This window comes from Psychroflexus planctonicus (assembly GCF_014640195.1).
In the GTDB taxonomy this organism is placed as follows: Bacteria; Bacteroidota; Bacteroidia; order Flavobacteriales; family Flavobacteriaceae; genus Psychroflexus; species Psychroflexus planctonicus.
The window spans coordinates 405,442-431,225 of the sequence record NZ_BMGM01000001.1 but is presented as its reverse complement, the minus strand read 5'-3'; the positions used below and the strand labels follow the sequence as shown (position 1 = coordinate 431,225).

Annotated in this window: 25 protein-coding genes; 14 read left to right on the top strand and 11 right to left on the bottom strand. The window is 34.3% G+C overall.

Going from position 1 to position 25,784, the window contains the following annotated elements:
• Nucleotide 1: 1 nt before the first annotated feature.
• From IEV72_RS02055 to IEV72_RS02045, 3 genes are read left to right on the top strand one after another with little or no spacing between them, the layout of a single operon-like run.
• Nucleotides 2-1,078 carry an FIST C-terminal domain-containing protein gene (locus tag IEV72_RS02055; RefSeq protein WP_188457406.1) on the top strand — a complete coding sequence of 359 codons (1,077 nt, stop codon included), beginning with the start codon at nucleotides 2-4 and terminating at the stop codon, nucleotides 1,076-1,078.
• Nucleotides 1,072-3,948, top strand: coding sequence for a response regulator (locus IEV72_RS02050; protein WP_188457405.1), 2,877 nt, complete (start codon nucleotides 1,072-1,074; stop codon nucleotides 3,946-3,948). The genes IEV72_RS02055 and IEV72_RS02050 overlap by 7 nt, the downstream gene beginning before the upstream one ends.
• Before the next feature lie 20 nt (nucleotides 3,949-3,968).
• Nucleotides 3,969-4,448, top strand: coding sequence for a hypothetical protein (locus IEV72_RS02045; protein WP_188457404.1), 480 nt, complete (start codon nucleotides 3,969-3,971; stop codon nucleotides 4,446-4,448).
• 90 nt (nucleotides 4,449-4,538) lie between these two features.
• Here IEV72_RS02045 and IEV72_RS02040 read toward each other — a convergent pair whose 3' ends face one another.
• Nucleotides 4,539-5,036: a GreA/GreB family elongation factor gene (locus IEV72_RS02040; RefSeq protein WP_188457403.1), complete on the bottom strand. Its 498-nt coding sequence runs from the start codon at nucleotides 5,034-5,036 to the stop codon at nucleotides 4,539-4,541.
• A gap of 120 nt (nucleotides 5,037-5,156) precedes the next feature.
• Here IEV72_RS02040 and IEV72_RS02035 point away from each other — a divergent pair, with 120 nt between their 5' ends.
• Nucleotides 5,157-5,522, top strand: a complete 366-nt coding sequence (locus IEV72_RS02035) for a cupin domain-containing protein (RefSeq protein ID WP_188457402.1) — start codon at nucleotides 5,157-5,159, stop codon at nucleotides 5,520-5,522.
• A 261-nt stretch (nucleotides 5,523-5,783) separates the two neighbouring features.
• On the opposite strand, the gene IEV72_RS02030 is transcribed toward IEV72_RS02035, so the two are convergent.
• The 5 genes from IEV72_RS02030 to IEV72_RS02010 all read right to left on the bottom strand — a co-directional run bounded on the left by IEV72_RS02030 (nucleotide 5,784) and on the right by IEV72_RS02010 (nucleotide 10,584).
• A complete protein-coding gene (locus IEV72_RS02030) occupies nucleotides 5,784-6,098 on the bottom strand; it encodes a helix-turn-helix domain-containing protein (protein ID WP_188457401.1) in 315 nt (104 codons plus the stop codon).
• On the bottom strand, nucleotides 6,095-6,442 hold the full coding sequence (locus tag IEV72_RS02025; RefSeq protein WP_188457400.1) for a type II toxin-antitoxin system RelE/ParE family toxin: 348 nt from the start codon (nucleotides 6,440-6,442) through the stop codon (nucleotides 6,095-6,097). Before IEV72_RS02025 ends, IEV72_RS02030 begins: the two co-directional genes overlap by 4 nt.
• Nucleotides 6,443-6,796: 354 nt before the next feature.
• Nucleotides 6,797-8,659, bottom strand: a complete 1,863-nt coding sequence (locus tag IEV72_RS02020) for a T9SS type B sorting domain-containing protein (RefSeq protein ID WP_188457399.1) — start codon at nucleotides 8,657-8,659, stop codon at nucleotides 6,797-6,799.
• Nucleotides 8,660-8,752: 93 nt separating this feature from the next.
• A complete protein-coding gene (locus tag IEV72_RS02015; RefSeq protein ID WP_188457398.1) occupies nucleotides 8,753-9,775 on the bottom strand; it encodes a pirin family protein in 1,023 nt (340 codons plus the stop codon).
• Between the two features lie 5 nt (nucleotides 9,776-9,780).
• Entirely contained in the window at nucleotides 9,781-10,584 is an 804-nt protein-coding gene (locus IEV72_RS02010) for a DUF6252 domain-containing protein (RefSeq protein WP_188457397.1), read from the bottom strand.
• Between the two features lie 142 nt (nucleotides 10,585-10,726).
• Between IEV72_RS02010 and IEV72_RS02005 the strand changes: the two genes are divergently transcribed.
• From IEV72_RS02005 to IEV72_RS01960, 10 genes are all read left to right on the top strand, one after another.
• Nucleotides 10,727-11,302 (top strand): 30S ribosomal protein S16, encoded by a 576-nt coding sequence (locus tag IEV72_RS02005; RefSeq protein WP_188457396.1) that lies wholly within the window; start codon nucleotides 10,727-10,729, stop codon nucleotides 11,300-11,302.
• 12 nt (nucleotides 11,303-11,314) lie between these two features.
• Nucleotides 11,315-11,845: a ribosome maturation factor RimM gene (gene rimM, locus IEV72_RS02000; RefSeq protein ID WP_188457395.1), complete on the top strand. Its 531-nt coding sequence runs from the start codon at nucleotides 11,315-11,317 to the stop codon at nucleotides 11,843-11,845.
• Nucleotides 11,846-12,224: 379 nt separating this feature from the next.
• Entirely contained in the window at nucleotides 12,225-13,052 is an 828-nt protein-coding gene (locus IEV72_RS01995) for a prephenate dehydratase (protein WP_188457394.1), read from the top strand.
• Nucleotides 13,049-14,215 carry a pyridoxal phosphate-dependent aminotransferase gene (locus tag IEV72_RS01990; protein ID WP_188457393.1) on the top strand — a complete coding sequence of 389 codons (1,167 nt, stop codon included), beginning with the start codon at nucleotides 13,049-13,051 and terminating at the stop codon, nucleotides 14,213-14,215. Before IEV72_RS01995 ends, IEV72_RS01990 begins: the two co-directional genes overlap by 4 nt.
• Complete coding sequence (locus tag IEV72_RS01985) at nucleotides 14,212-15,057, top strand: prephenate dehydrogenase (RefSeq protein ID WP_188457392.1); 846 nt, start codon at nucleotides 14,212-14,214, stop codon at nucleotides 15,055-15,057. The genes IEV72_RS01990 and IEV72_RS01985 overlap by 4 nt, the downstream gene beginning before the upstream one ends.
• Before the next feature lie 3 nt (nucleotides 15,058-15,060).
• Nucleotides 15,061-16,143 carry a bifunctional 3-deoxy-7-phosphoheptulonate synthase/chorismate mutase type II gene (locus IEV72_RS01980; protein WP_188457391.1) on the top strand — a complete coding sequence of 361 codons (1,083 nt, stop codon included), beginning with the start codon at nucleotides 15,061-15,063 and terminating at the stop codon, nucleotides 16,141-16,143.
• A gap of 149 nt (nucleotides 16,144-16,292) precedes the next feature.
• Nucleotides 16,293-16,967, top strand: a complete 675-nt coding sequence (locus IEV72_RS01975) for an SCO family protein (protein WP_188457390.1) — start codon at nucleotides 16,293-16,295, stop codon at nucleotides 16,965-16,967.
• A 152-nt stretch (nucleotides 16,968-17,119) separates the two neighbouring features.
• Nucleotides 17,120-18,277 (top strand): serine hydrolase domain-containing protein, encoded by a 1,158-nt coding sequence (locus tag IEV72_RS01970; RefSeq protein WP_188457389.1) that lies wholly within the window; start codon nucleotides 17,120-17,122, stop codon nucleotides 18,275-18,277.
• A gap of 12 nt (nucleotides 18,278-18,289) precedes the next feature.
• Nucleotides 18,290-19,003 carry a 3'-5' exonuclease gene (locus tag IEV72_RS01965; RefSeq protein WP_188457388.1) on the top strand — a complete coding sequence of 238 codons (714 nt, stop codon included), beginning with the start codon at nucleotides 18,290-18,292 and terminating at the stop codon, nucleotides 19,001-19,003.
• A gap of 12 nt (nucleotides 19,004-19,015) precedes the next feature.
• Nucleotides 19,016-20,692, top strand: coding sequence for an ABC transporter ATP-binding protein (locus tag IEV72_RS01960; RefSeq protein ID WP_188457387.1), 1,677 nt, complete (start codon nucleotides 19,016-19,018; stop codon nucleotides 20,690-20,692).
• A gap of 67 nt (nucleotides 20,693-20,759) precedes the next feature.
• Here the strand turns inward: IEV72_RS01960 and IEV72_RS01955 are convergent, their stop codons facing one another.
• From IEV72_RS01955 to kdpC, 5 genes are read right to left on the bottom strand one after another with little or no spacing between them, the layout of a single operon-like run.
• The gene (locus IEV72_RS01955) at nucleotides 20,760-22,526 is read right to left on the bottom strand and encodes a HAMP domain-containing sensor histidine kinase (protein WP_188457386.1); all 1,767 of its coding nucleotides are present in this window, start codon (nucleotides 22,524-22,526) and stop codon (nucleotides 20,760-20,762) included.
• Nucleotides 22,527-22,538: 12 nt separating this feature from the next.
• Nucleotides 22,539-23,645 carry a sensor protein KdpD gene (locus tag IEV72_RS01950; protein WP_188457385.1) on the bottom strand — a complete coding sequence of 369 codons (1,107 nt, stop codon included), beginning with the start codon at nucleotides 23,643-23,645 and terminating at the stop codon, nucleotides 22,539-22,541.
• Nucleotides 23,646-23,653: 8 nt separating this feature from the next.
• On the bottom strand, nucleotides 23,654-24,013 hold the full coding sequence (locus IEV72_RS01945; RefSeq protein WP_188457384.1) for a nuclear transport factor 2 family protein: 360 nt from the start codon (nucleotides 24,011-24,013) through the stop codon (nucleotides 23,654-23,656).
• A 50-nt stretch (nucleotides 24,014-24,063) separates the two neighbouring features.
• Nucleotides 24,064-25,173, bottom strand: coding sequence for an outer membrane beta-barrel protein (locus IEV72_RS01940; protein ID WP_188457383.1), 1,110 nt, complete (start codon nucleotides 25,171-25,173; stop codon nucleotides 24,064-24,066).
• Nucleotides 25,174-25,184: 11 nt separating this feature from the next.
• On the bottom strand, nucleotides 25,185-25,781 hold the full coding sequence (gene kdpC, locus IEV72_RS01935; protein WP_188457382.1) for a potassium-transporting ATPase subunit KdpC: 597 nt from the start codon (nucleotides 25,779-25,781) through the stop codon (nucleotides 25,185-25,187).
• Nucleotides 25,782-25,784: the final 3 nt, after the last annotated feature.

Here is a 25,784-nt window from a genome sequence, read left to right as displayed (position 1 = left end):
TATGCATTTTTTAATACAAGATAAATCTCAGCTTTTAGCTGCTTTAGACAAGCTTAAAAATAACAAAATTAAAAAAGCCTTGGTGTTCGTTTCGGACCAAACTAAAAACAATTTTGTAAATCAATATCTAGAGTTAATCAATACTTACCAAATTGAAATTTATGGTGGTGTTTTTCCAAGTTTAATCTATGATTCCAAACCTTATGAAAATGGATTTATACTATTAGGAATGCCAGATATTATAGCAGCAACTATATTACACCTAAATTTAGAAAGCAAAGAATTAGACCAAGAAATAAATAGTTTTAAAACAAGTCTAAAAAACACTAAAACACAAACAATTTTTACTTTATTAAGCGCATTTGGAACGGATAAGACCATATTTTTAAGAAATTTGTATAACAATTACGGAAATACAGTTAATTATTTTGGCGCTGGGTGTGGATCTATTAGAGAAAAAAGCGATATTGAAATAATAAGCAATAAAGGTTATACAGCTAATGCGGGTTTAATTTTAGCATTGAAATCCAGACTAGAAATAAATTATGCACACGGCTGGAAATCCTCAAAAAAGATTTATAAAGTAACTGAGTATGAAGGAAATGAAATAATATCAATTGATTGGGAACCCGCTTTTGAGTTTTATAAAAAAATTGTATATAAAGAATCTGGATTAGATGTCAATAAAAATAATTTTGTTGAAATTTCTAAGCAGTTTCCATTTGGAATGCTGAGGCTGGATAGCGAACTTATTATTAGAGATCCTTATGCGGTAACTAGTAGAGGCGGTATTTTAGTTGTAGATAAAATAGAAGAAGGCGAATTTATTAAAATAATGTTTGGCAATTCTGAATATTTAATAAAAGCAGCCGAGAAAATAGCGGTTAATACCAGTCAACATGTACTTTCTTTTAACTGTATATCCAGAAAATTATTCCATCAAAACAAAATAAACATAGAGTTAAGTAGTATTGCCAAAACCAATTTAGTGGGGGCATTTTCAATAGGTGAAATTGTTAATAATGGCAATTCTTATTTAGAGATGTATAATAAAATTGTTACAACAGCAAAATGCTAAATCAAATTCATGAAAAAGAGATAATTCTCGAGCTCACATTTGCCATAAAAGCTACTAGTAAACACGCTTTACTAAAAGAAACCTTAGCCTTCTATGTAAAAAAATTAAATTGTATATCAGCCTTTGTATTAGATCAAAATGCAAATAAAATTTCTATAGAAGCTGTATTTCCAAATGCTTTTACTGATTTTATTAATGTAGAAAAAATACAAAATACAATACAAAAAGCGAGTCTAAAACATAACTTTAAAAAGCTTCATTTTTGTAACTCAAAAATGGACAAACTGCATTATAATATTTTTGAATTATCCGATTTTGGTTATTTTGTATTGGTTAAAAATCAACCCATGCCTTCTAGCTTTTGTAAAAACTTAATTCCTGTTTTTCAATTTTATGCAAACGCACTTCAAAATGCAAAAATGGTAGAACAAAAAAACAAAATTCAAAAGCAAATTGATAAGGAAATAGAAATTCAAAATTTACTTATCAAAATGGCTTCTACTTATGTAAATATAGATTTAAAAGACATTGAAAGTAATATAAATAACTCTTTAGCCGAAATTGGAAGCTTTGTTAATGCAGACCGATCTTATATATTTGAATACGATAAAGATCTAATCACAACATCTAACACTTACGAATGGTGCTCAGATGGAATTTCACCTGAAATAGAGAATTTGCAGGACATTCCCACTTCTGAAATTCCTGATTGGATAGATAAACATAAATTAGGTAAAGAATTTATAGTAGAAGATGTTTCTAAACTCCCTGATGGAGGAGAATACTCCTTAAAAAACATATTATCATCACAAGATATTAAAAGCTTAATAACACTACCGTTAGTATATAAATCTAACTTAATGGGTTTTGTAGGTTTTGACTCTGTTAAGAAGGTGAGAATTTATACCGATAAAGAAAAAAACCTACTTCATCTCTTTGCAGAACTGTTAGTAAATATCCAACTCAGAAAAGAAGCTCAAGAAAAACTAACCTACCAAGAACAAAAATACCAATCCCTACTCGAGAGTGTTGAAGTAGGTTTAATTGAAGTGGATAATCATTTTGATGTTGAATTCATCAATGAAGCTCACACCAAATTATTTGGTTACACTATAGAAGAAATAAAAGGGAAAAACGCCATACAACACTTTATACCTAAAGATAATCAAGATTACATAACCAATGCGCTACAAAAACTTCAAGCCAATCAAAATTTAAATTTAGAGATTGATGCCTTAACAAAAAATAAACTTAACAAAAGCATATTAATTAGCTTAGGTGCCAAAAGCAATATTCATGGAGAAAAAGTAGGTGTAATTGGTGCATTTATTGATAATACTAAGCAGAAAAAATTAGAAAAACAGCTTATTAGAGCCAAAAAAAATGCTGAAGTTGCTGCCAATGAAAAAGAAAAATTTTTGGCTAACATCAGTCACGAGATGAGAACACCACTAAATGTAATTAATGGAAATTTAAATGAACTTATAAATTATGAAAATGAACCAAAATTACAAAAGGCTTTTCTCAAACAAACCATCAACGCATCTTCTTATCTGCTAAGTTTAGTTAACAATGTTTTAGATTTAGCCAAAATTAAAGCGGGGAAAGTAAATTTAGAACAAACTGATTTTAACCTGAAAGAATTGTGTAAAAACATCTTCTCTATTTTAGGATTTTTAGCAAAGAAAAACAATAACAAATACAATTTCAATTTTGATGATAAATTAGACCTAGTCGTTCATTCTGATCCTACCAAGATAAAGCAAGTGTTGGTAAACTTTTTAAACAATGCATTAAAATTTACATCAAATGGAACGGTTAGCTTCAGTGTAGCAGGTTTAAAACAACAACCAAACTATGTAGAAGTTAGCTTTTCTATTCAAGACAATGGTATTGGCATGGAAAAAAGTTTCCTTAAAGATATTTTTTCAGAATTTTCAACAGAAAAAAATAATACTGTAAATACAGGCACAGGCTTAGGTATGCCTATATCTAAAAACATAATCGACCTTTTAAACGGAAACATTCAAATTGAATCTCAAAAAAATATAGGAACTAAAATAAACCTTATCTTACAGCTCCAGATTTCTAAAAAACAAAACAGCTTAAAAGATCAAGAAATAGACCTTAAATTACTCGAAAATAAAAATATACTTGTTGTTGAAGACAATCAAATGAATGCTTTAATTGTAAAACGTATCTTAGAAAGAAAAAATGCAAAAATAAGTTTAGCTAACAATGGTCTAGAAGCTATTGAAGAACTTAAAATCAGGAAGAATGATTACGATTTAATTTTAATGGACATTCAAATGCCTAAAATGGATGGCATTACAGCAACAGAAATAATTAGAACCAAACTAGACTTAAAAGTTCCTATTGTTGCGGTAACTGCAAATGTGTTTAAAACCGACTTAGATTCTTATATAAATAAAGGTATAAATAAAGTGATTACAAAGCCTTTTACTGAACAAAAACTACTGGCTACATGTACAAACATGCTTAAAAACCAATCTATTGAAAAGTCTAATCATGAAAGTAGTAGGATCAACATTGATTATAATCTTGCCTATATTAAAGAGATTGCAGCTGGAGATGAAGCCTTTTTTCAAGATTTAATTAACACTTTTAAACAACTAATTAATGAAGCAATTCTTAATTTAAGTCAAGCTTATTCCACTAAAGATGCAGAAAAGGCTAAACATGCATTGCACAAGATAAAACCCAGTATATCAGACCTTATGTTAAACGATTTATTGGGAAGAATAAAAGAAATTGAAGTTTTAGATACTTTTGAAGATTTAGAAAATAAAATTATAGAAATTAAAAAATCTTTAGTTGACTTAAAAAATAAACTAAAACATCAGATTTAATTTTTAAAAATTAATTTACCATGACGCCAAAGCAAGAAGAACGAATACGGACAAAAATTGCAAGAATTAGAAAAGAACTTGCAGCTGATAAAAAACGCTGGGGCGGGTTTCATCATGATGGCCGTGGTCTCAGGTATTCGCCACCAGAACTATTTATTAAGTTACAGGATTACAAAGGCGGCTTGCGTTATTTAAGATGGTTTAATCGAACTTTCCCAGACGATTTCACCTTTCCAATTTTTCTTTTTCAATGGACATTAATCCTTTTTAAAACAAATAAACTCAAGGAAGCAGAAGAGAAGTTAATTGAAACACATCATTCCAATACTTATCTTTTGAACAAGTTTTTGAGAAAAGACATTTTCCCAATAAAGAAAACCGAGAGATCAAGTTGGGAATTAGAAACTGCAGAACATTTAATATACAAGAGAGATGAACCTGAGTTTGTAGATTTTGCAGAATGGGTAGAGGGCTTTCAAAATAATGAGCAATTTGAATAGTCCATCAAACAAATTTTTCTTATTAAAACAAACTTCCTTAACACCACAATTTCTATGTTTAAATTCTTGAAATCACTCAAGGTTTAAATCCTACACATAACATATTTCTAAAATTTCTATAGGTCGCGTTTCTTCACCTAGTTTAAATTCAAATTGATCGCCTTCTTTTTTTGAGGTTAAGGCTTTGGCTAAGGGAGAAATAAAAGCGATTTTCTTTTCTTTTACATCAGCTTCATCTACACCCACAATTTGAAATTCTTGTATGTTCCCATTCATTTTGAATTTAACCTTAGCTCCAAATCGAACTTCATTTTGATTTTGGTTTTTAGGTTCAATCACTTGAGCTGTTTTTAATCGCTCCATAAGTAGATTTAATTTCCCATCAACCATAGAAAGGGCTCGTCTTCGTTCGGTTTCGTCTTTAATGTCAAGCTCTGCGCGTTGTTTTTCTAAATTGGTTTTTTCTTTTTCCAACATTTCCTTTCCATAAGGTGTTACATAATTAGTCGTATTGTCGGGCAATGCTGCTCTTGGTGGAACTACAATCGGTTCTTCTTGGTCGCTTTCTTTTACAAATCCTCTGCTCATATCGTTCTTTACTATTTAAAATGAAGCTGCTTAAAAATGAATATAACAATTTTTGAACAATTCCAGCCATTAAACTAAATTTGATTACTCGATCAGCTTCTAAATAGACACAGCAATACCATGGACATACAACCCATTAATCTCAAAGAAAAATTCAATTCATTTTCAGAATTCTGGAGTCCTAAAATTATCGGTGAACTCAACGGCCAACAGGTTAAAATAGCCAAATTCAAAGATGAATTTATCATGCACCAACACGAACAGGAAGATGAACTATTTTTAGTTATCGAAGGCCAAATTAAAATAGAACTTGAGCATAAAACCTTAAGGCTCAATGCAGGCGAAATGCTTATTATTCCCAAAGGAACTCCACATAAACCCATTGGTGTAGGTGAAGCTAAAGTCTTGATGTTTGAACCCAAAACAACCTTAAATACAGGTAATATTGAGAATGAATTTACCCTTAAAAAGCCCAATAAAATTTAGGATTAAAGAAAATACATTTGGAAATTTTTGAATTAAGCTTTTAGCCTTTGTTTACTCGGATTTCAAATCCGAGCGATCAGATTATAATTGTGTTTACTCGGGTTATTCGTGCATTAGTGACATAAAATTAAGAACTAAATGATGTCATTAATTATAACAATTGAACATAATTTGAATGATGTATTTATCACATTAATTTGAAATCGTATGAGCATTACAAAGCTAACTATCACAAAGACTGTTTTGTGTATAGTGCTTTTTTCAGTTTGCTACATTCATGTTTTGATTCAGAAGTTCCACGTTAAAGTTGATTTTTGCATTCAATGCTCTAAAAACTTTTAAAATTGTCTCAAATCGTGCATCGGTCAAGTTATTTTCGATTTTAGAAATTTGCGCTTTTTTTACACCGATTAATTCTCCGAGCTGGGTTTGTGTCAATTTTCTCTCTTTTCGAGCTTGTTTGATTGCTTCACCAATTAAGTCAAGTCGCAATTCATTTTCATAAGCATCCCTTTCTGCTGTTCCTTTTTTTCCGATGTATTTGTCCTTTACTTCGTCAAATGAATATGTTTTCATCGTTTTTTATTTTTAGATTCAAAATACTTGTTCATTAATTCGGTCGCTTTGTCAATTTCTTTTTTTGGTGTTTTCTGCGTTTTTTTGACAATTCCGTGAGTAGCGATTACTATAGTCACTTTATTGTCGGTCTTGTCCCAAAATGCAAAAAGTCGATATTGCTTTTTGTTGAACAAAGTCCGAAATTCCCAAATATCCGAAGTCAGTTTTTTAAAAAGAGTATTGTCATTTTTAACTTTCGCTTTATCAATATTAAAAAGGATTTTATTCCGAGCTTTAATGTCAATTCCATCTAGAAATTCAAAAACTTCTTTTAAAAACTCAACTTTGAATTTTCCTGCCATTCAGATATAAGTTTGCTACAAAGATAGATGTTTCCTTTTCAGTAAACAAATTTAATCTGAAAACGGATTTTTGCATTACACACAACTCGGTTTTTCAAGTTTTGTTTACTCGGATTTCAAATCCGAGCTATCAGATTATAATTGTGTTTCCTCGGGTTATTCGTGCATTAGTGACATAAAATTAAGAACTAAATGATGTCATTAATTATAACAATTGAACAAAATTTGAGTGATGTATTTATCACATTAATTTGAAATCGAATAAATTTACCTGCAAACCTAAAACTTCCCGAATTATCAGATTTTCCAAGTTTTGTTTACTCGGATTTCAAATCCGAGCTATCAGAAAAATATTTAACGCTTTAAAGTAACATGACCCGTAATGGTTTGGCCATCAATAATCAACTTGTACCAATAGTCTTGAGAAGGTAAAGCTTTTCCGTTGTAGTTGCCATCCCAAGCAAAAGGAGCTCGTTTGCCTGCAATCATTAGTTTGCCAAAACGGTCGAAAATATAAATTTCGAATTCATTAAAAGATCGGTCCGCTGGAATTCTAAAAACATCATTAAAACCATCTTCGTTTGGCGTAAAATACTTTGGAATTACAAGATGTATAAATGAAATAACCTGTGCTCCACAATTGTTGTTATCTATAATTATGTCGTACTCACCACCGGGTACATCTTCAAAAATAGGAGAGCTTTGAAAAATTTGCCCGTTTACTGAAAATAAAAAATCGCCTTCATTTTCCAAATCAATTACAATATCGTTGTTTACAGTTCTAATGTTTTGAACAACAGCCGCTTCATTTACAATAACTTCAAACTCTTTTGTCGCAGAGCAACCAGCAATTGTACGTTGTACACTGTAAACTCCCGACTCGCTAACACTTATTTCTGCTGTGGTTTCTCCCGTAGACCATTGATAAGTTGCTCCTTCTAAAGTTGCATCTAAGTTGAGTTCATCTCCTGGACAAATGTTGAAACTTTCTGGCTGGTTTTCTGGAATGGAACTAATTTCTAGACTAACCGGAGTTCGGTTTGGATTTACACAGTCTCCATTAATTGTTGTGCTTTCAGCATAATACGTTCCTGAAGATTCTGGAGCAAAAGTAAAACTGTCTTCTAGGAGTAAATTGCCGCCAGAAGGCGAATCGTACCATTCAATTGTAATTTCAGGATTATTTTGTATTTCTAGCGAAGTATCTTCACCTTCACAAACTTCAACATCGCCCAAACTTACTGCAGCTATAAATTCACGTTCATTAACTTCAAAAACACCAGAAATACTGTTGCACAAACTATTGCTTACATTTATTAGGTCTTCAGCTACCAAAACCCTGTAAAATTGAGTTCCGTTTACATCATTTAATTCGATAGTTTCTGAAGTTTCTCCAGGAATATCGTCCCAATTGATATTATCGCTACTTTGTTGCCATTGGTAAAAATGCGTATCGTAAACAGAGAAATCAGGTTCAGCAGTTAGACTTAAATTATCAATATTTTCATTTTCACAGAAATCGAAACTATTTTCATTTTCATCGTCAAAAATTTCAGTTAAATCCCCGCATGACCTAAAAACAATGTCGTCTATGGCTAAGTCGTTTCCGCAGCCGCCATCACCATTGTTCAGCATTTTTAAAATCACAGAAGTTTGCCCAGGTAGCGTTTCAAAATTTACGGCATATTGCTCCCAAATAGGAGTTGTAGTGCCTGGAATAGCTCCAGTGCTTCCTTCTGCAAGTAAATTTGTGTCGGTTTCATCCCAAATTTGAAATCTTACATTTACCGGAATACCACCATTCGGACAGACTTGATTGGAAGAGTTGTACAGGTTAATTAAATAAGCAGAAAACTCATATGGATTGTTTTCGCACAAACCATTTATGGGAATTTGAAAAAACAAGCCAGCATCAAAAGAAGCATTCACAATTAAGGCTTTACCATTGGTATTTCCAGTATGGTCAGGAGTATTATGAAAGCTTCCTAACTGCATTAAATTAGATGAAATGGTATACTGTCCATCTTCTGGAGCCTGATTAACATACGTATAGGTTGTTACACTTGCATCAAGCGGTGGTCCGTTGGTTAGCCCTTGACCAAAATCTTCTTCGAATATGGCTTCACCAGTACTTCCAGGACAAAAACTAATTTGAGAAAAACTTTGAAAATAACTTAAAAGATATATGCTGATAAAGAGTAAAAAAACTTTTTTCATGAACTAATTTGATAGTTTGACAAGCTAACGAATTCTCCAAAAAAAGAGGAGACTTATTTGGAAAATTTTAATGTAAATTGGGATAGGGAAAAATTATTTAGCTGGTGGATATTCCATTTTTCCATCAGCGTGTTGCGCAAAACGACCCGCATCTTTGGCATGCACTTTTTCGTACTCATCAAACGGCCAGCCGCCAAATTGAGTTTGTTGATAGGTGTTGATTACTTCCATCATTTCGTTTCTGGAATTGGCTACAAACGGACCTTGCTGTACAACGGGTTCGTTGATAGGCATGCCTTCTAAAAACAAGAATTCTGCAGCTTCGTTTCCGTTGTTAATTTCTACTTCTTCGGCAGGATTTAAGGTAAGCGAATGTCCAGCTTCAATACTAAATCCATCTACTTCAATTTCGCTTCCACTATAAAAAAACAACATTTTATTGGTGCTAGCACTCGATGCTGGAAGTTTCCATTTGGCATTGGCTTCCATGCTAATTCGCCAAATTTGCAAATGATTTTCAGCTTTTGCAGCAAAAGAATCTGGTGTAGGAGCAAGGGCTTTGTTTTTACAGAGCTTACCTGCTATTAATTTAATTTGTATTTTATTAGCATTTTCGTCTTGGATGTGCTCAACGGGAATGTCTTCATTCCAAAACATTTTAAAATGTGGTTCTACTTTTTTTGAACGCGAAGGTAAATTTAACCACAATTGAAAAAGTACTAACGGATTGGGTTGGTCTTGATGCACAAGTGGAAACATTTCCGAATGCAAAATGCCTTTTCCAGCTGTCATCCATTGTACGTCTCCGTTGCCAAATCTTCCTTTGGCGCCAAGTGAATCAGAGTGATCTGCGAAACCTTTTTCTACTAAAGTAACCGTTTCAAAACCAGCATGTGGATGCCCAGGAAAACCAGGTACTTTTTGACCATGATACATCCTAAATTCGTCTTTTTTGGTAAAATCGTTTCCGGTTATCCTTCCTTTTAAAAACTCAGCGTCTGGACCTAAATTTTCATTTCCTTTGGGGAAATTGTCTTGATGATAAGCACAAAATAAAAATGGATCTAAAGTTTCCCAATAAAACCCAAGTTCTCTTATCTTGAGTACTTTAGCCATATATATTAAAAGTTAATGATGAATTCTCCGTCGGTTACACTCGTGCCTTCTTCTGTAGTAAAAGAAAAAGTTCCTTCAACCGTTCCATTATCTTCATTGAAGTTAGTAATTTCAATATTTCCAGACTGTGCTGTTTCAGAAGTTTCTCCGTAAGAATAATTTGCGCTAAAGCCTTCGTCTGTGCCAATTTCATAGTTACCTGTATCTACAGGAAAAGGAAAAAATAAAATAATACTTTCTCCATTTAAGTTGACGGTTATAATTGAAAAAATGTCACCTGAAACTTCTGAATTAGTCGAAAACGAATTAAAATTAGCGCCATTCACATTGGCATTCATCAAATCTTCTTCTTCATCATCAATATCTTCTGGGTCTTCAGCATTATTAAATGGAACTTGATAAAACACTCCTTTAGAAAAGTTAAGTTTTTCTCCAACTCCATTACGTCTTGCTTCAAAGAAAAAATTGCCTGTAACAAATTGCTCGTTAATTTCTTCAATTTCTATCATTCCACCCGTGTTAGGTCCATTGGTAATATAAGAACTTCCATCCCTTACATAAGTTGCAGCGTTTCCAGAATTTGGTGAAATTTCATACATTCCAACTGTATTAGAGTTCACTCTAAGTGTAACTACATCTATATTAGAGCCTTGTATAATAAGTTCTCCTTCATTGTTAAAAGCAGCTTCAGCATTAGATCTAAATAAGCTTTGATCAACTTCACCTTGTATAATAGAGCTTGGTTCAACAACATCTTCACAAGCTGTAAATGCTATAGAAATAAGGGCTAAAAAGAATATTTTTCGCATAGTATTTTCAATATATTAATTAGCAAATGTAAAATAAAAAATTCAATTCAATTAGTCTCAAACCTAAAATAATAAGTGTATCTTTGCGCTCGATTTTAACAACATTAATAACCGGGGTCGAGAACTCCAAAATTTAATTTTTATGCCAGTAAAAATAAGATTACAAAGACACGGAAAAAAAGGAAAACCTTTTTTCTGGGTAGTAGCAGCCGATGCGCGTGCAAAAAGAGACGGTAAATTTTTAGAAAAATTAGGAATTTACAATCCAACTACCAATCCTGCAACTGTAGAATTAAACGTAGATGCATCTGTAAAATGGCTTCGTAATGGAGCTCAACCAACAGACACTGCTCGTAGAATTCTCTCTTACAAAGGTGCGATGCTTAAAAAACACTTGTTAGCAGGTGTAGATAAAGGCGCACTTACCGAAGAGCAAGCCCATGAAAAAATGGAAGCTTGGTTGAAGGAAAAAGAAGACAAAGTTTTTGCTAAAAGTCAAGAAGTTAGCCAATCTGCTGCAGATGCTAAACAAAAAGCTTTAGAAGTAGAAAAAGAGAAAAACGCTAAGCGTGAAGCGGAAGCAAAAGCTGTTGAAGAAGAAGCTGCTGCAGCCGCAAAAGCTGCTGAAGACGAAGCTAAAGCTAAAGCGGAAGCAGAAGAAGCTGAAAAAGCAGAAGAACCAACTGCTGAAGAAAACAGCGAAGAAAAAAAGGCTTAATTACGCAATACGATGACCAAAGATGAATGTTTTTATCTCGGGAAAATCGTTAGTAAATACAGCTTTAAGGGCGAGTTGCTAATTAAATTAGATACAGACGAACCCGAATCTTACCTTACAACGGAATCAATTTTGGTGGAATTAAACCGAAAATTGATTCCGTTTTTTATTGAAGAATCCAGCCTTCATAAATCAAGCTTACTCCGCGTACAACTAGAAGACGTAAATAGCGAAGAAGATGCCGACGAACTTGTTGGGCTTTCTGTTTTCCTTCCTTTAAAACAATTACCCCAATTAGCAGAAGACCAATTTTATTATCACGAAATAATCGGTTTTACCGCTTTTGATGAAAAGTTTGGTGAAATTGGTAAAATTACAGGAGTAAACGATACTACACCGCAAGCTTTATTTGAAATTGAACACAAAAATGGAAAGGAAATTTTAATTCCTGTAAACGATTCGTTAATTCAAAAAATAGATAAATCTAACCAAAGCTTTTACTTTCAGACTCCAGAAGGCTTAATTGAAATGTACTTGGAATAAAACCCTAAAAAGTACATTTATAAACCAAATACTACATTTCAAATAGTATTTAAGGCATTTCATAAATTGTTTGAATACCGAACTTTAATTATTCCTATTTTTGGACTAATAAAGGGTGTTTTTCATAATTACTTGGATTAACTAATCAATGTTGTGGATGAAAAGTCCTAAAATCGAAAGATTTTGGGGCTTTTTTTTTATAAAAAATTTCGCCATTAAAATCTTTCTATTACATTAGCAGCATATTAAACAACCATGTTGAATAAAGTTTATTTTTGGAACTACTTTTATTTTGCTTTTTTAAGCGAAACGGGGGTGTTCTAAATAAATACGAACATAAATTTATGAAAGCCCCATTTTTGGGGCTTTTTTTATGCCCATGCAGAATCTAAAAATTGCTATACAAGGAATAGAAGGATCTAATCACCATAAAGTGATTCGTGATTATTTTGAAGCTGAAACTCAAATTAAAGCTTGCGCTACTTTTAGAGAAGTTGTATATGCTCTGGTGAATAACCAAGTTGAGGCTTCTTTAATGGCTATTGAAAATTCGATTGCTGGCAGTATTTTACCCAATTACCGTTTACTAATTGATGCGAATCTGCAAATTACACAAGAATTTTATTTGAATATTAGTCACAACTTAGTGGCATTGCCAAACCAAAGTTTGAATGATATTACCCAAGTAAAATCGCATCAAATGGCATTGCATCAATGTGGAAATTTTTTCAGTAAACATCCACACATTAAATTAATTGAAGATGTAGACACTGCTTTACCTGCTAAACTAATTGCAAAAAATCAGCAAAAAAATCTCGCTGCTTTGGTACCAAACGGCACAGCTGAATTGTTTGGCTTAGAAGTAATTCAGCCTAATGTTCAAGATACTAACACCAACGAAACCCGTTTTGTTTTATTGAAAAAACCAACCCAAACTGAAAACCAAGATGCTAACAAAGCCACCTTGCATTTTGAATTGAAACATGAACAAGGAAACTTAGCAAACCTATTAACCACAATGAGTGAGTTAGGTATGAATCTCACTAAAATTCAAAGTATACCTATTGCCCATAAACAATGGAATTATGCATTTATTGTAGATGTACGATTCAAACACATACGTGATTATAAAAAATTAATTCGAGTACTCAATGCTTCAACAGAAGTAATACAAACACTCGGTTTATATAAAAGTGGAAGAACATGATTCAATTTTCTAAGCGCTTAGCACAAACAGAAGAATACTACTTCAGTAAAAAACTGAAGGAAGTAAAAGCCTTAAAAGAAGCTGGAAAACCCATCATTAATTTGGGAATTGGCAGTCCTGATTTATCGCCACCCAAAGCAGTTTTTCAAAATTTTGAAACGGCATTGCAAGAAACGCAAGCATTTCAATATCAGGCTTATCGAGGTATTGATGAGTTGCGAAATGCCATGTCGAATTTTTATAAAATTCACTACGCTGTTCAACTTGATGCAGAAGATGAAATTTTACCGTTAATGGGTTCAAAAGAAGGAATTATGCTTACTTCTATGGCATTTTTAAATGAAGGCGACGAAGTTTTAATTCCCAATCCAGGTTATCCTACTTACGCCGCAGTTACTAAATTATTAAATTGTGTTCCCAATTACTATGCATTGTCTGGTGATAAAAATTGGCATCCCGATTTAGCGGAATTACAAAAAAAGGATTTATCTAAGGTAAAGATGATGTGGGTCAATTATCCAAATATGCCAACGGGCGCAGATGCTGATCGGTCGCAATTACAAGAAATTATCAACTTTGCTATTCAGCATGATATTTTGTTGGTAAACGACAATCCGTATAGCATGATTTTAACTGAAAATCCATTCTCAATATTTCAATTAACCAATGCTAAAAAAATAGCTTTGGAGTTGAATTCAATGAGCAAAAGCTTCAATTTAGCTGGATTTAGGGTGGGTTTTTTAGCCGGAAAATCCGATTTTATTAGTGCTGTTCTAAAAGTGAAAAGCAATATGGATAGCGGCATGTTTTTTCCCATTCAACAAACGGCTTCAAAGGTTTTAAAGTTAGATAGAACATGGTTTGAAGAATTAAATACAGTGTATCGGAAACGCCGAGAATGGGTTTGGAAAATTGCAGACCAATTAAATTTAGATTACGATAAAAACAGCACTGGTTTGTTTGTTTGGGCGAAACAAAAAGAAGCGAAAAAAGCAGCAGATTTAGCCGATCAACTTTTGTATGAAGCCAATCTATTTGTTACGCCAGGACATATTTTTGGAAGCCAAGGAGAAGCCTATTTGCGTTTTTCACTTTGTGTAGTAATAGATGATTTAAAAACGAGTTTAGAACGTGTTCAAAAATTGAAAAAGAAAGTTTTATGAAAGTAGCAAGTATTGGTTTAGGCTTAATTGGCGGCTCGTTTGCTTTGGCTATACAAGAGCATTTTCCAGATGCAGCAATTTGGGGAATCGATCAAAATCAAGCTCACGTTGAAGCTGCTTTAGCCCGAAAAATAATTCACCACAAAGGAAATATCAATCAGTTGCAAAATTACGATGTAGTTGTATTGAGTATTCCTGTTGATGCAGCTAGTGAATTGTTGCCTAAGATTTTAAATCAAGTACAGAAAAATACTTTGGTAATGGATATGGGTTCAACTAAAAACGATATTTGTACGGCAGTGGCCAATCATCCTAAGCGGAATCAATTTTTGGCTTTGCATCCCATTGCAGGTACAGAGTTTTCTGGTCCTAAAGCGGCTTTTCCCAATTTGTTTACCAAGGCCATGATGATTGTTTGTGAAGCTGAAAAAACAGACGAAAATCTTAAAAAGAAAGCCTATCATATTTTACAAGAAATGCAAATGCAGCTTCATTTTATGTCGCCAAAAGAACACGACAAACACTTGGCTTATGTTTCGCATTTATCGCATGTAAGTTCTTTTATGTTAGGGAAAACCGTGTTGGATTTAGAAAAAAACGAACGAGAAATCTTCAATTTAGCCGGTAGTGGATTTGCTTCTACGGTTCGTCTGGCTAAATCGAATCCAAAAACATGGACGGCGATTTTCAAACAAAACAAAACAGAAGTCTTAACCAGCTTAAAAGAGTATCAACAACATTTAAAAGAATTTGAAAAACTTTTGGAAGCCAACAAATTTTCTGAACTTGAACAATTATTGGATTCTACTAGCCGCATCAAAGAAATATTAGCAAAAAAATAAAAGATGGAAAATAGAAAAGAAATGAAAAACTGGTTCAATAATTTAGGATTGAATCATCCTTTGGTTATCGCTGGACCCTGTAGTGCAGAAACCGAAGACCAAGTGGTAAAAATAGCGCATCAATTAAAAGACACCGACACCAGCATTATGCGAGCTGGCATTTGGAAACCCAGAACTCGACCAGGTAATTTTGAAGGTGTTGGCGCTATTGGTTTAAAATGGCTGCAACGTGCCAAGGAAGAAACCGGACTAAAAATCGCCACTGAAGTAGCCAACAAAAACCACGTAGATTTAGCACTTAAAGCCGATGTAGATGTACTTTGGATTGGTGCTAGAAGTACGGTAAGTCCATTTATTGTTCAAGAAATTGCAGATGCTTTACAAGGAACCGATAAAATTGTATTGGTAAAGAATCCGGTGAATCCAGATTTGCCTTTATGGTTAGGAGCGGTTGAGCGTTTACACGATGCCAATATCAAAAATTTGGGTGTTATTCACCGTGGATTTTCTACCTACGAAAAAACCAAATACCGAAACAATCCCGAATGGCAAATTGCTATCGATTTGCAAAATGAATTTCCAGATTTACCTTTAATCTTAGACCCATCGCATATTGCAGGAAGAAGAGATTTGATTTTTGATATCTGCCAAACCGGTTTAGATCTAAATTTTGATGGTATTATGGTAGAAACCCATTACGATCCAGACAATGCTTGGAGCGATGCTAAGCAGCAAATAACTCCAGCTGTTTTAGATAAAATGACGATTGATTTAAAAATTAGAAAAGAAACAACTAAGTCATCAGATTACCAAGAATCTTTACTAAATCTACGTGCCAAAATAGACGTAATTGACCAACAATTGATGGACGCCTTAGGAAAACGAATGGCTATTGCCGAAGAAATAGGTTTGCTAAAAAAGAAGAACAACGTTGCTATTTTACAATCTAAACGCTGGAACAACATCTTAGACAGCATGATAAATCGGGGTAAAGAACAAGATTTAAGCGAAGACTTTATCTTGAAATTCTTAAAAGCTATTCATGAAGAATCCATTAAGCATCAACATAAAATTATAAGTGAGTAAGATGATTTTTTGAAGTCTTTTGCATCCTTATCAGACAGCTTCTGCAAAAGCTTAAACTTTCACTAATTTTATAACTACACATCATAAAACAAGCCTTTATCTTATGCTTGTTTTGTATTTTTGTAAGTATATAAGTTCGATTATAAATCATGCTACAATTCTTTTCAAAATATAAATACTTTGCCATCTTTATGCTGGTTCTTTCAGCTATCATTATCAGTTTGATTTATCAAGCTTTAAAGGTAGATCCTAAATTACCGGTTTATCAGCCTGATATGGTCAATAAAGAATTAGCAGATACCAGCGTTCAATACGTTAGGAAGTTTCACAAAATAGGAGATTTTAAGCTTACCAACCAAAACGGAGAAAGCATAACACCCAAAAATTTTGAAGACAAAATTTATGTAGCCGATTTCTTTTTTACCACTTGTATGACCATTTGTATACCGATGACCGAAAACATGCGGATTGTTCAAGACCATTTTATTAAAGATGAAGAAATCATGCTGCTTTCACACACGGTTACACCTGAAATTGACGATGTGCCACAATTGCGAAAACATGCCGATAAAATGGGACTTGTAGACGGAAAATGGCACATGGTTACAGGCGATAAAAAACACATATACGATTTAGCTAGAAAACACTATCTAGCTTCCAAAACCGATGGTGATGGCGGTCCATACGATTTAGTGCATACCGAAAATTTTGTGTTAGTAGATAAAGAAAAACGCATCCGTGGTTTTTACGATGGAACTGATTCAGATGAAATCGATAAGCTTATTAAAGACATCGGTATTTTGAAGTTGGAGTATCAAGACTAAATTATACATAATTAAATCTCTCTGCGATCTCCGCGACTCAGCGGTAAGAAAAGAGCCTTTACTAAAGTAAAAACCTAATCAATAAAAAATCTGAACTTTATCTGGTTAATAAAATCCAAGTAAATGTTTATTTTTACTCAAAATCAATTGGAATGAAATTCATTGCTAAAGTCCTGAAGTGGATCATAGGTTTAGTATTAGTTGCTGTTTTAGGCTTATACATTACAGGTTACGATTATATTTTTAAAGGAGTTCGCGTGGTGTACATGACAGGACACGACACCGCTTTTATAGACGACTATACCTATTTCGATAACCGAAGCATCGAAAATGACCGAGCAATACCTTTAGAAAAACATGAAGATTACAACACCGCTTACATTCCACAAAAACTTGGCGAAGCGCATCATAAATATGGAACAGTTGCTTTTTTAATTTTTAAAGATGGAAAATTGTGGCATGAAGATTATGCCGATGGCTACGGACCAGAATCGCATACCAATTCCTTTTCCATGGCCAAAAGCATCACTACTTTGTTGTTAGGCAAAGCCATTGAAGATGGTTTTATTAAAAGTTTAGACCAAAAAGTAACCGATTTTTTCCCTGATTTACAAGGCGAATATGCCGATGAACTTACCGTAGGCGATTTAGCTTCTATGGCTTCTGGCTTAAATTGGGACGAAAATTATTATTCGCCTTTTTCCATCACTGCGCAAGCCTATTACGATGAAAATATCCGTGACTTAATTTTAGGTTTATCGGTAGACGAAAAACCAGGACATTCTTTTAGTTACTTAAGTGGCAATACCCAATTACTTGGAATGGTAATAGAAAAAGCCATTGACAAAAACCTATCGGTGTTTTTAAGTGAAAATTTTTGGAAACCCATGGGAATGGAAAACCGCGCTTTTTGGCAATTGGATAGTGAAGAAAGCGGAATGGAAAAAACCTACTGTTGTATTTCTTCCAACGCCAGAGATTTTGCCAGAATCGGCTTAATGATGTTGAACAACGGGCAATGGAATGGTCAACAAATTTTAAATGAAGATTTTGTTCAAAAATGCACTCAACCACGCTTTGATAGCTATACCAATTACGGTTATGGCTTTTGGTTAGAAGAAATTGGCGATAGAAACTTTTTTGTCATGCAAGGCATTTTAGGTCAATATGTAATTGCAGATCCTGAAAAAAATATTTTAATTGTTCGCTTGGGTCACGAAAGAGAATCAAAAACAAGTGCAGCGGTTTTTCCAGCTGATTTTTACGAATACTTAAACGGAGCCTATGAAATGATGCGGAATGCTTCATAAAAACCTATAATTATGCTACATAAAATTCATCTAGAAAACATTTTATTTTTGGACATTGAAACTGTTCCAGAACAAGAAAAATTTGAAAATCTTTCAGCAACAAAGCAAAAATTATTCGCAGATAAAACCGCTTACCAACGCAAAGAAGAAACCACACCAGAAGAATTTTACGAACGTGCAGGAATTTGGGCCGAATTTGGAAAAATCGTCTGTATTTCAGTTGGCTTTTTTAATCCAATGGGAAGCGAACGCAACTTCAGACTAAAAAGTTTTTATGGTGAAGAAAATGAAATTTTAGTCGATTTCAAGCATCTCTTGGAAGACTATTTTTTCAAACCACAGCATTTGCTTTGTGCACATAATGGCAAGGAATTCGATTTTCCTTACATTGCTAGACGCATGCTCATTCACGGAATTGCCTTGCCTGAAAAACTGAATCTGTTTGGAAAAAAACCTTGGGAAGTTCCGCATTTAGATACCTTAGAATTATGGAAGTTTGGCGATTATAAACATTATACTTCCTTAAAATTGCTTACAGAAATTTTACAAATTCCATCACCCAAAGACGATATTGATGGCAGCCAAGTTGCCAAAGTGTTTTATGAAGAAAACAATATTGACCGCATTATTATTTATTGCGAAAAAGATGTAATTGCCATTGCACAAGTTTTTCTAAGATTAAGGCAAGAAGAATTATTAGAAGAACACGAAATTACCACTACCTAAACCAGCAAATTTATGCCTGAAAGTGAAGCTTTATTGAAGGTTGATAAGTTAGAAGTTAGTTTTCCAAATGAAGGGAATTTCACAACAGTAGTGAAAGGCATTTCTTATGAAGTTTGGCCAAATGAAATCGTAGGAATTGTAGGCGAATCGGGTTCAGGGAAATCGGTTTCATCTTTAGCCATATTAGGATTACTAAGCGATAATGCTTCGGTTGAAGGAAAGATTTCTTTTCAACAAAAAAACATTTTACAGAACAACAAAAAAGCTTGGGAACAACTTCGCGGTAACGAAATCAGTATGATTTTTCAAGAACCCATGAGTTCGTTAAATCCTTCCATGAAATGTGGAAAACAAGTGGTAGAAGTGCTTCAACAGCATAAAAAAATAACAAAGCAAGAAGCTAAAGACGAAGTAATTCGCTTATTTGAAAAAGTAAAGTTGCCTCGACCATCATCCATCTTCTCATCTTATCCACACCAAATTAGCGGCGGACAAAAACAACGGGTAATGATTGCCATGGCCATTGCCTGCAAACCAATGCTATTAATTGCAGACGAGCCCACTACCGCTTTAGATGTGAGCGTTCAAAAAGAAATATTGAATTTATTGAAAACGCTTCAACAAGAAACGCAAATGAGTGTCTTGTTTATTTCACATGATTTAGAAGTGGTAGCCAAATTATGTAATCGGGTTTTGGTGATGTACCAAGGTAAAATCGTAGAACAAAACACAGCCAAAGAAATTTTTGAAAATCCAAAAGAGTTGTATACCAAAGCCTTAATCGCTTCTCGACCTTCGGTAAAAGAACGTGTTTTTCCTTTGCCTACGGTCAGTGATTTCTTGCAAAACCGAGTTTCATCTCAACCTGAAATGGCTTCAGAACGCAAAAAAAGGCACGATGAAATTTATGCTAAATCGCCTTTATTAGAAGTGAAAAGCCTAGTAAAAAGCTTTACAGACCAAGCCAATTGGTGGAGTAAAAAAACGGAATTTCGTGCAGTAAACAATGTGAATTTACGCATTTATGAAGGCGAAACTTTAGGCTTGGTAGGAGAATCAGGTTGTGGAAAATCTACTTTAGGAAATTTGATTCTGCGATTAGACCAACCCAATGCGGGACAAGTTTTTTACAAAGGAAAAGACATCACACAACTTAAAGGCGAAGCATTGCGAAAATTAAGAAGGGAAATTCAACTGATTTTCCAAGATCCTTTTTCCTCCTTAAATCCAAGAATTCCAGTTGGTGAAGCCATTATGGAACCCATGAAAGTGCATCAATTATACCATTCTAAGCAAGAACGAAAAGAAAAAGCCATGGCTTTGTTGCAACGCGTAGGTTTAGAAGAATTTCATTTTAATCGCTATCCGCATGAATTTAGTGGCGGTCAACGTCAACGCATTGGAATTGCCAGAACAATAGCCGTTCAACCCAAAATTATAGTTTGTGATGAATCGGTTTCAGCTTTAGACATTTCCGTACAAGCCCAAGTGCTGAACTTACTCAATGAATTAAAAGACGATTTCGGTTTTACCTATTTGTTCATTTCGCATGATTTGGCCGTTGTAAAATACATGGCCGATCAATTACTGGTCATGAAAGATGGTGAAATTGTAGAACGCGGTGAAGCGGATGCGGTTTATGCACAACCACAGCACGATTATACCAAGATGTTGTTGGATGCGAGGTGAGACTCTACAAAGATACATGTGCGAAAGAAACAAAATTTAAATTAAATATTTCCCCTAAAGCAAAGGTTTAACTTGTAATATTGGTTTTCAATTTTATCCAAAACGTAGAGCCTTTTCCAATTTCTGAATGCACACCGATTTTGCCATCCATGGCTTCAATAAATTCTTTGGAAATAGCAAGACCTAATCCGGTTCCACCTTTTTCATTTTTGTTCAATCGCACGTATTTTTCAAAAATTCGTTTTTGATTTTCTTTATCGATGCCCTGGCCATGGTCAGTCACTTCAATGTGAATTTCACCGTCTTTTAAACTTGCAGAAAGGTCAATCTTTCCTTTATCTGGCGTATATCGAATGGCGTTGGTCAGGAAATTGTTGATGGTCCATAGGACTTTATGATTATCTACTTTTACGATGGGAAGTTGTTCTTGTATTTCAGTTGAAATGCGGATGTTTTTATTCTTCAAAAAAGGCTGAACGGTTTGTAAGGCTTCTTCAATTAGAAGGTTAACTTCGGTATTTTCCAATTCAAAATCGATGATACCGGATTCTATTTTAGACAAATCCAGTACTTCGTTAATCATGCGTCGAATATGTCGGGTTTGGTCATTTATTTTGTCCACATATTCTTTTTGTTCATCATTGAGTTTTCCTACTTTTATACTGGTGAGTAAATCGGTGCTCATTTCAATTGCGGCCACAGGCGTTTTTAGCTCATGGCTTAGGGTTGCCATAAATTGGGTTTTTCGCACATCTTTTTGGATAAAATCGGTAACATCATCCAGGATGATAATGGAATCGTGGGCAAGGCTGTCACTGTTAGAAATTTCAGTATCGGTGGTCATGATGCGTTTAGAAAACAAACGTTCTTTGTTTTCTACAATGATGCGCAGCAGTTGCCGTTCGTTGTTGGAGTTCTCTTGATTGAGCAGTAAATTCAACAAGTCGTTGTTAGAGACGATTTCGTTGATGTTTTTTCCGATGATGTTTTCCTTTTTTACCTGAAGCACCTCCAGCATTCTATCGTTGGCAAATAAGATTTGATTTTTTTCTGAAAACCCAAGTATTGGAATGTCAAATTGCTCGACCACAGCATTTAAACGATTGCGTTCTATCATCAATTGGGCGAGGTTGCTTTGCTCAAATTTTTGAAGGCGTTTTGTCATTTTATTGAAAGATAGTGCCATTTCCTTAAACTCGTCGTTTCTGCTTTCATCTAAAGACACATTGTAATTGCGTTCCGAAATTTCCTGAAATTGTTTACTGATGCCTTTGATGGGTTTCACCAAGTATTCAGGTATTTTGAAAATATAAAACAAAGTCACCAATATGGCAGTAAGCGCAAAAAGTGAAGAATATAAAACAGCATCGTCTGCAGCTTTTTTAGCGCGTTCGTTTCGATCTTTAACGGCAATTTGGTTGAGGTTAAAAATTTTATTTAAATATTTTTTAGTGCTGTAAATGTCTTTAAAAATCAAATTGGCATCGGCATTGCTTTCTTCTAAGTGTGCTTTGATTTTTGTGTAGCCAACTCTCAGTTGTTCAGTTAATGTGGCTTCTCCATTTTCAGTGATGTTGGCTTCCTGTTTTTTTAGGACGCTTTCATAGTCTTGAAGCGCTTCTAAAGTTTTGTTCTTATTGTTGATATTAAAAATAATTTCGTCTAAGTCTTCCTGCATTTGTTCTATATAGAGTAAGGTACGGTAGTTGTCTTTTACAATTTCTTCGCTGTTTTGCACCAATCGATTAACGTAATAGCCACTTAAACCAATACTGGAAATAATCACCAAAAACAGGACCGACAGAAGTAAAATAAGTTTCTTTTTTATAGTCATTTTGAAAAGGGATTAAGCAACAATTACAATGTCAATTTCTTGATCTTCCAATTTGTTGAGCAGGTTTTTAAAATAATTTTTTCCTAAAAGATTATCTAATATAGTGCTTTGGGGTTTACCAATAATTACGGTGGTTATTTTTTCTTCTTTAATGGCTTCGTAAATGGCTTCAGCTACATCATCACTCTCTTTTTTCATGGTTTTTGCACCTTGTTCGGCAGCCCATTTCAGGTTAAGGAGCAGTTTACGTTGACTGGCCAGATTAACTTTATGCGTACTCTCTTTTGAAGTTTGCACATACAGCACCACCCATTTGGCTTGGTAATGTGCGCTCATTCTAGATACCTTTCGCAATATTTTTTTCGCTCCTTTATGATTGGTGCTGATGCACGCCAAAAACTTTTCAAATGGCGTATTGGGATTGGTATTGGAAATTTTGTGCTCTACTTTCTCGGCCACTTTTCGTAATGCCAAATCTCGTAAATGCAAGATTTTCTCTGGTTGAAAAAAATGTTCTAAAGCATACTCTGCCCGTTCTGGACTGTAAATTTTTCCGTCTTTTAAACGTTGAATTAAATCCTGAGAAGGCAAATCGATATTGACCACTTCATCGGCATATTCTAAAAAATGATCGGGAATGGTTTCATGAACTTCAATTCCAGTCACGTTATGCACCTGATCATGTAAACTTTCCAAATGTTGTACATTAAATGCCGTAATAACATTGATGCCAGCTTCAATGATTTTTAAGACATCCTGCCATCGTTTTTCATGCTGACTCCCGGGAATATTGCTATGTGCCAGTTCATCTACAATGACTACACTTGGTTTTATATCTAGAATGTCTTCAAGATTGAGTTCAGTTAATTTTTTGGATTTATAAAAGATTTCTTTTTTAGGAATTATAGGTATGCCATCTACAAGTGCTTCTGTTTCTTTTCTGCCGTGGGTTACAATTTCACCAATTCGAATATCTACGCCTTTTTTCAATAAATCGTGAGCTTCCTGCAACATTCTATAGCTTTTACCCACACCAGCAATCATACCGATATATATTTTAAGCCGCCCTTGGTTACGGCGGCTTATTTGGTCATAAAAACTATTGGAAAGATCACTCATAATACTTCTTAAATAATAGCGTAAAGTTCTTTAATTTTTCCTTGATCTACTTCACAGAATACGCAATATTCATAAACTTTATCCTCGTATTTAATTTTATTCAACTTCCCTTTGAAGTTTACAACTGCGTGTGTTTCATCGCTGGCTACAGATTTTCTATCTATAATTTCTTCGCAAGTAGGTTGACCAAAATTTGTTTTTAAATACTCTAAAGCTTCTAACTTACTTTCCAAATGAATACCATATTCAGTTGCGAAAGGCAAATGAATTTTACAATCATCGCAAAGTAAATTTTCAATTTTTTCTACATTTCCAGCTATGAGCGCATCTATCAAATCATTAGCTGCTTTTTTTGCTCTATTTTCCATTGTCAAGACTATTTATCACCCCTTCTTATTTTAGAAGAGGTGAATATTGATTAAAATTTAAAAACCTTATCTATTTCCAGACCTAAAGTGAATAAAACTTCAAACCTATTGTTGGTGGGGTCTCCGTCATTTATGAAAATTTCTAAATCATCTTGGGTTGAGGTATGTCTTACTTCTGCTCGTAGATAGGTGCTACTTGCGGGGCGATATTCGGCACCCAAAGTATAACCGGTTAAATCGAAGCCTGTTACATCGCCAGCAGTATTCATTGTTGTGCCGCTTATAAAACCATTTTCATCTCTAAAAATTTCGGCTCTTCCTGTAACACTCCAAATCGGTGTAAATTGATAGCGGGCAGTAAAGACCCCTGCATACATAGATGCCGTATCCGATGGGTTGTTTAAATCGCTATTGCTTTGCAAACCGTAATCAAAACCTACGGTTAGAAATATTTTATCATCCCAATTGTGGTTTAAGTAAATGTTTTGATACAACCTGTTTTGATTTGGAGAAACATCGTCTTCACTTTCTCGGCCGTACAAATTGGTGTAGGTTAGCGAAGTATTTTCAGAAAATTTGTAACTCACTAAAGCACCAAAAGATTTGGCATCGTTATTATCTACAAAACTGTTGTAACCGTTTAAGGCCCAAACTTCAAAATACCAGTCATCGAGTTGGTCATAACTCAACCTTGCACCAGCCTGGTAAAAGGGTTCATTAAAGGTTTTGAAAGCCGTGCTACTCAACATATTGTTTTTAGGTAAAAAGCTTTCTGTACCAATATGGGTTCTAAAAAATCCTGCATCGAGCCAAAGCCCATCGGCAAGAAGAATACCCACATTGGCTTCTTGAATCATATTGAACTCACTGCTCCAAGTGGCTTCAGCAATATCGCCATAATGCAGGGTGATGTTACTTCTTACTTTTTCGTGTTCGTAGCTTATGCCAAATTGTGCAACATTCACCCCAAAACTATTATCTCTTGCTCCTACGGTGATGAAAGGTTGTAATTCTGTTTGGCTTAAATCGTTGCTGTAGCCGGCGAAATAGCCATCTGCATAAGAAGATATTTTAATGCTATGAGTTGATTCTTCTTCTTGTGCAGTGGCTGTAAAATATCCAAGGATGCACAATCCTATTGAAATTAGTATTTTTTTCATTTTTGACAATTTTATTTCAATTCATTTTCTACGGTAACTTCAGTGCTCATTTCGTCTAAGGCGATGTTGAGTTTTAACACATTTACAATGTCTTTTGGGCCAAAAATACCCAATAATGCATCTTCATTGTGTTTATTGACGAGATTTGTAAGGTCTTCTTTGGCAATTCCTCTCACTTCAGAAATTCTATTGATTTGAATCATGGCCGCGGTTTTGCTGATGTGCGGATCCAGACCTGAACCGGAAGCAGTAATCAATTCCACAGGGATTTCAGATTTTTCTAAACCTGGATTGTTCTGCAGCAATTTTTCTGTTCGTTGTTGCACTTCTTCAAGCAAATCCGGACTTTGGTTGCCATAGTTGCTTCCTCCTGTTGAAGATGCATCGTAATCTACAGCAGACGGGCGACTCCAAAAATACTTGTCACTGTAAAACGCTTGGCCTACATTTTCATAACCTATCAAAGTTTCTCCTTTAAAAATAGGTTTTCCTTCTGCGCCTTCCGGCGAAATCAACCCTCCTAAACCTGTCATCGCCAATGGATACAAGGCTCCAAAAACGAGCATGGTGATAAGGGTTATGATGATATATGATTTTAAATTTTTCATTTT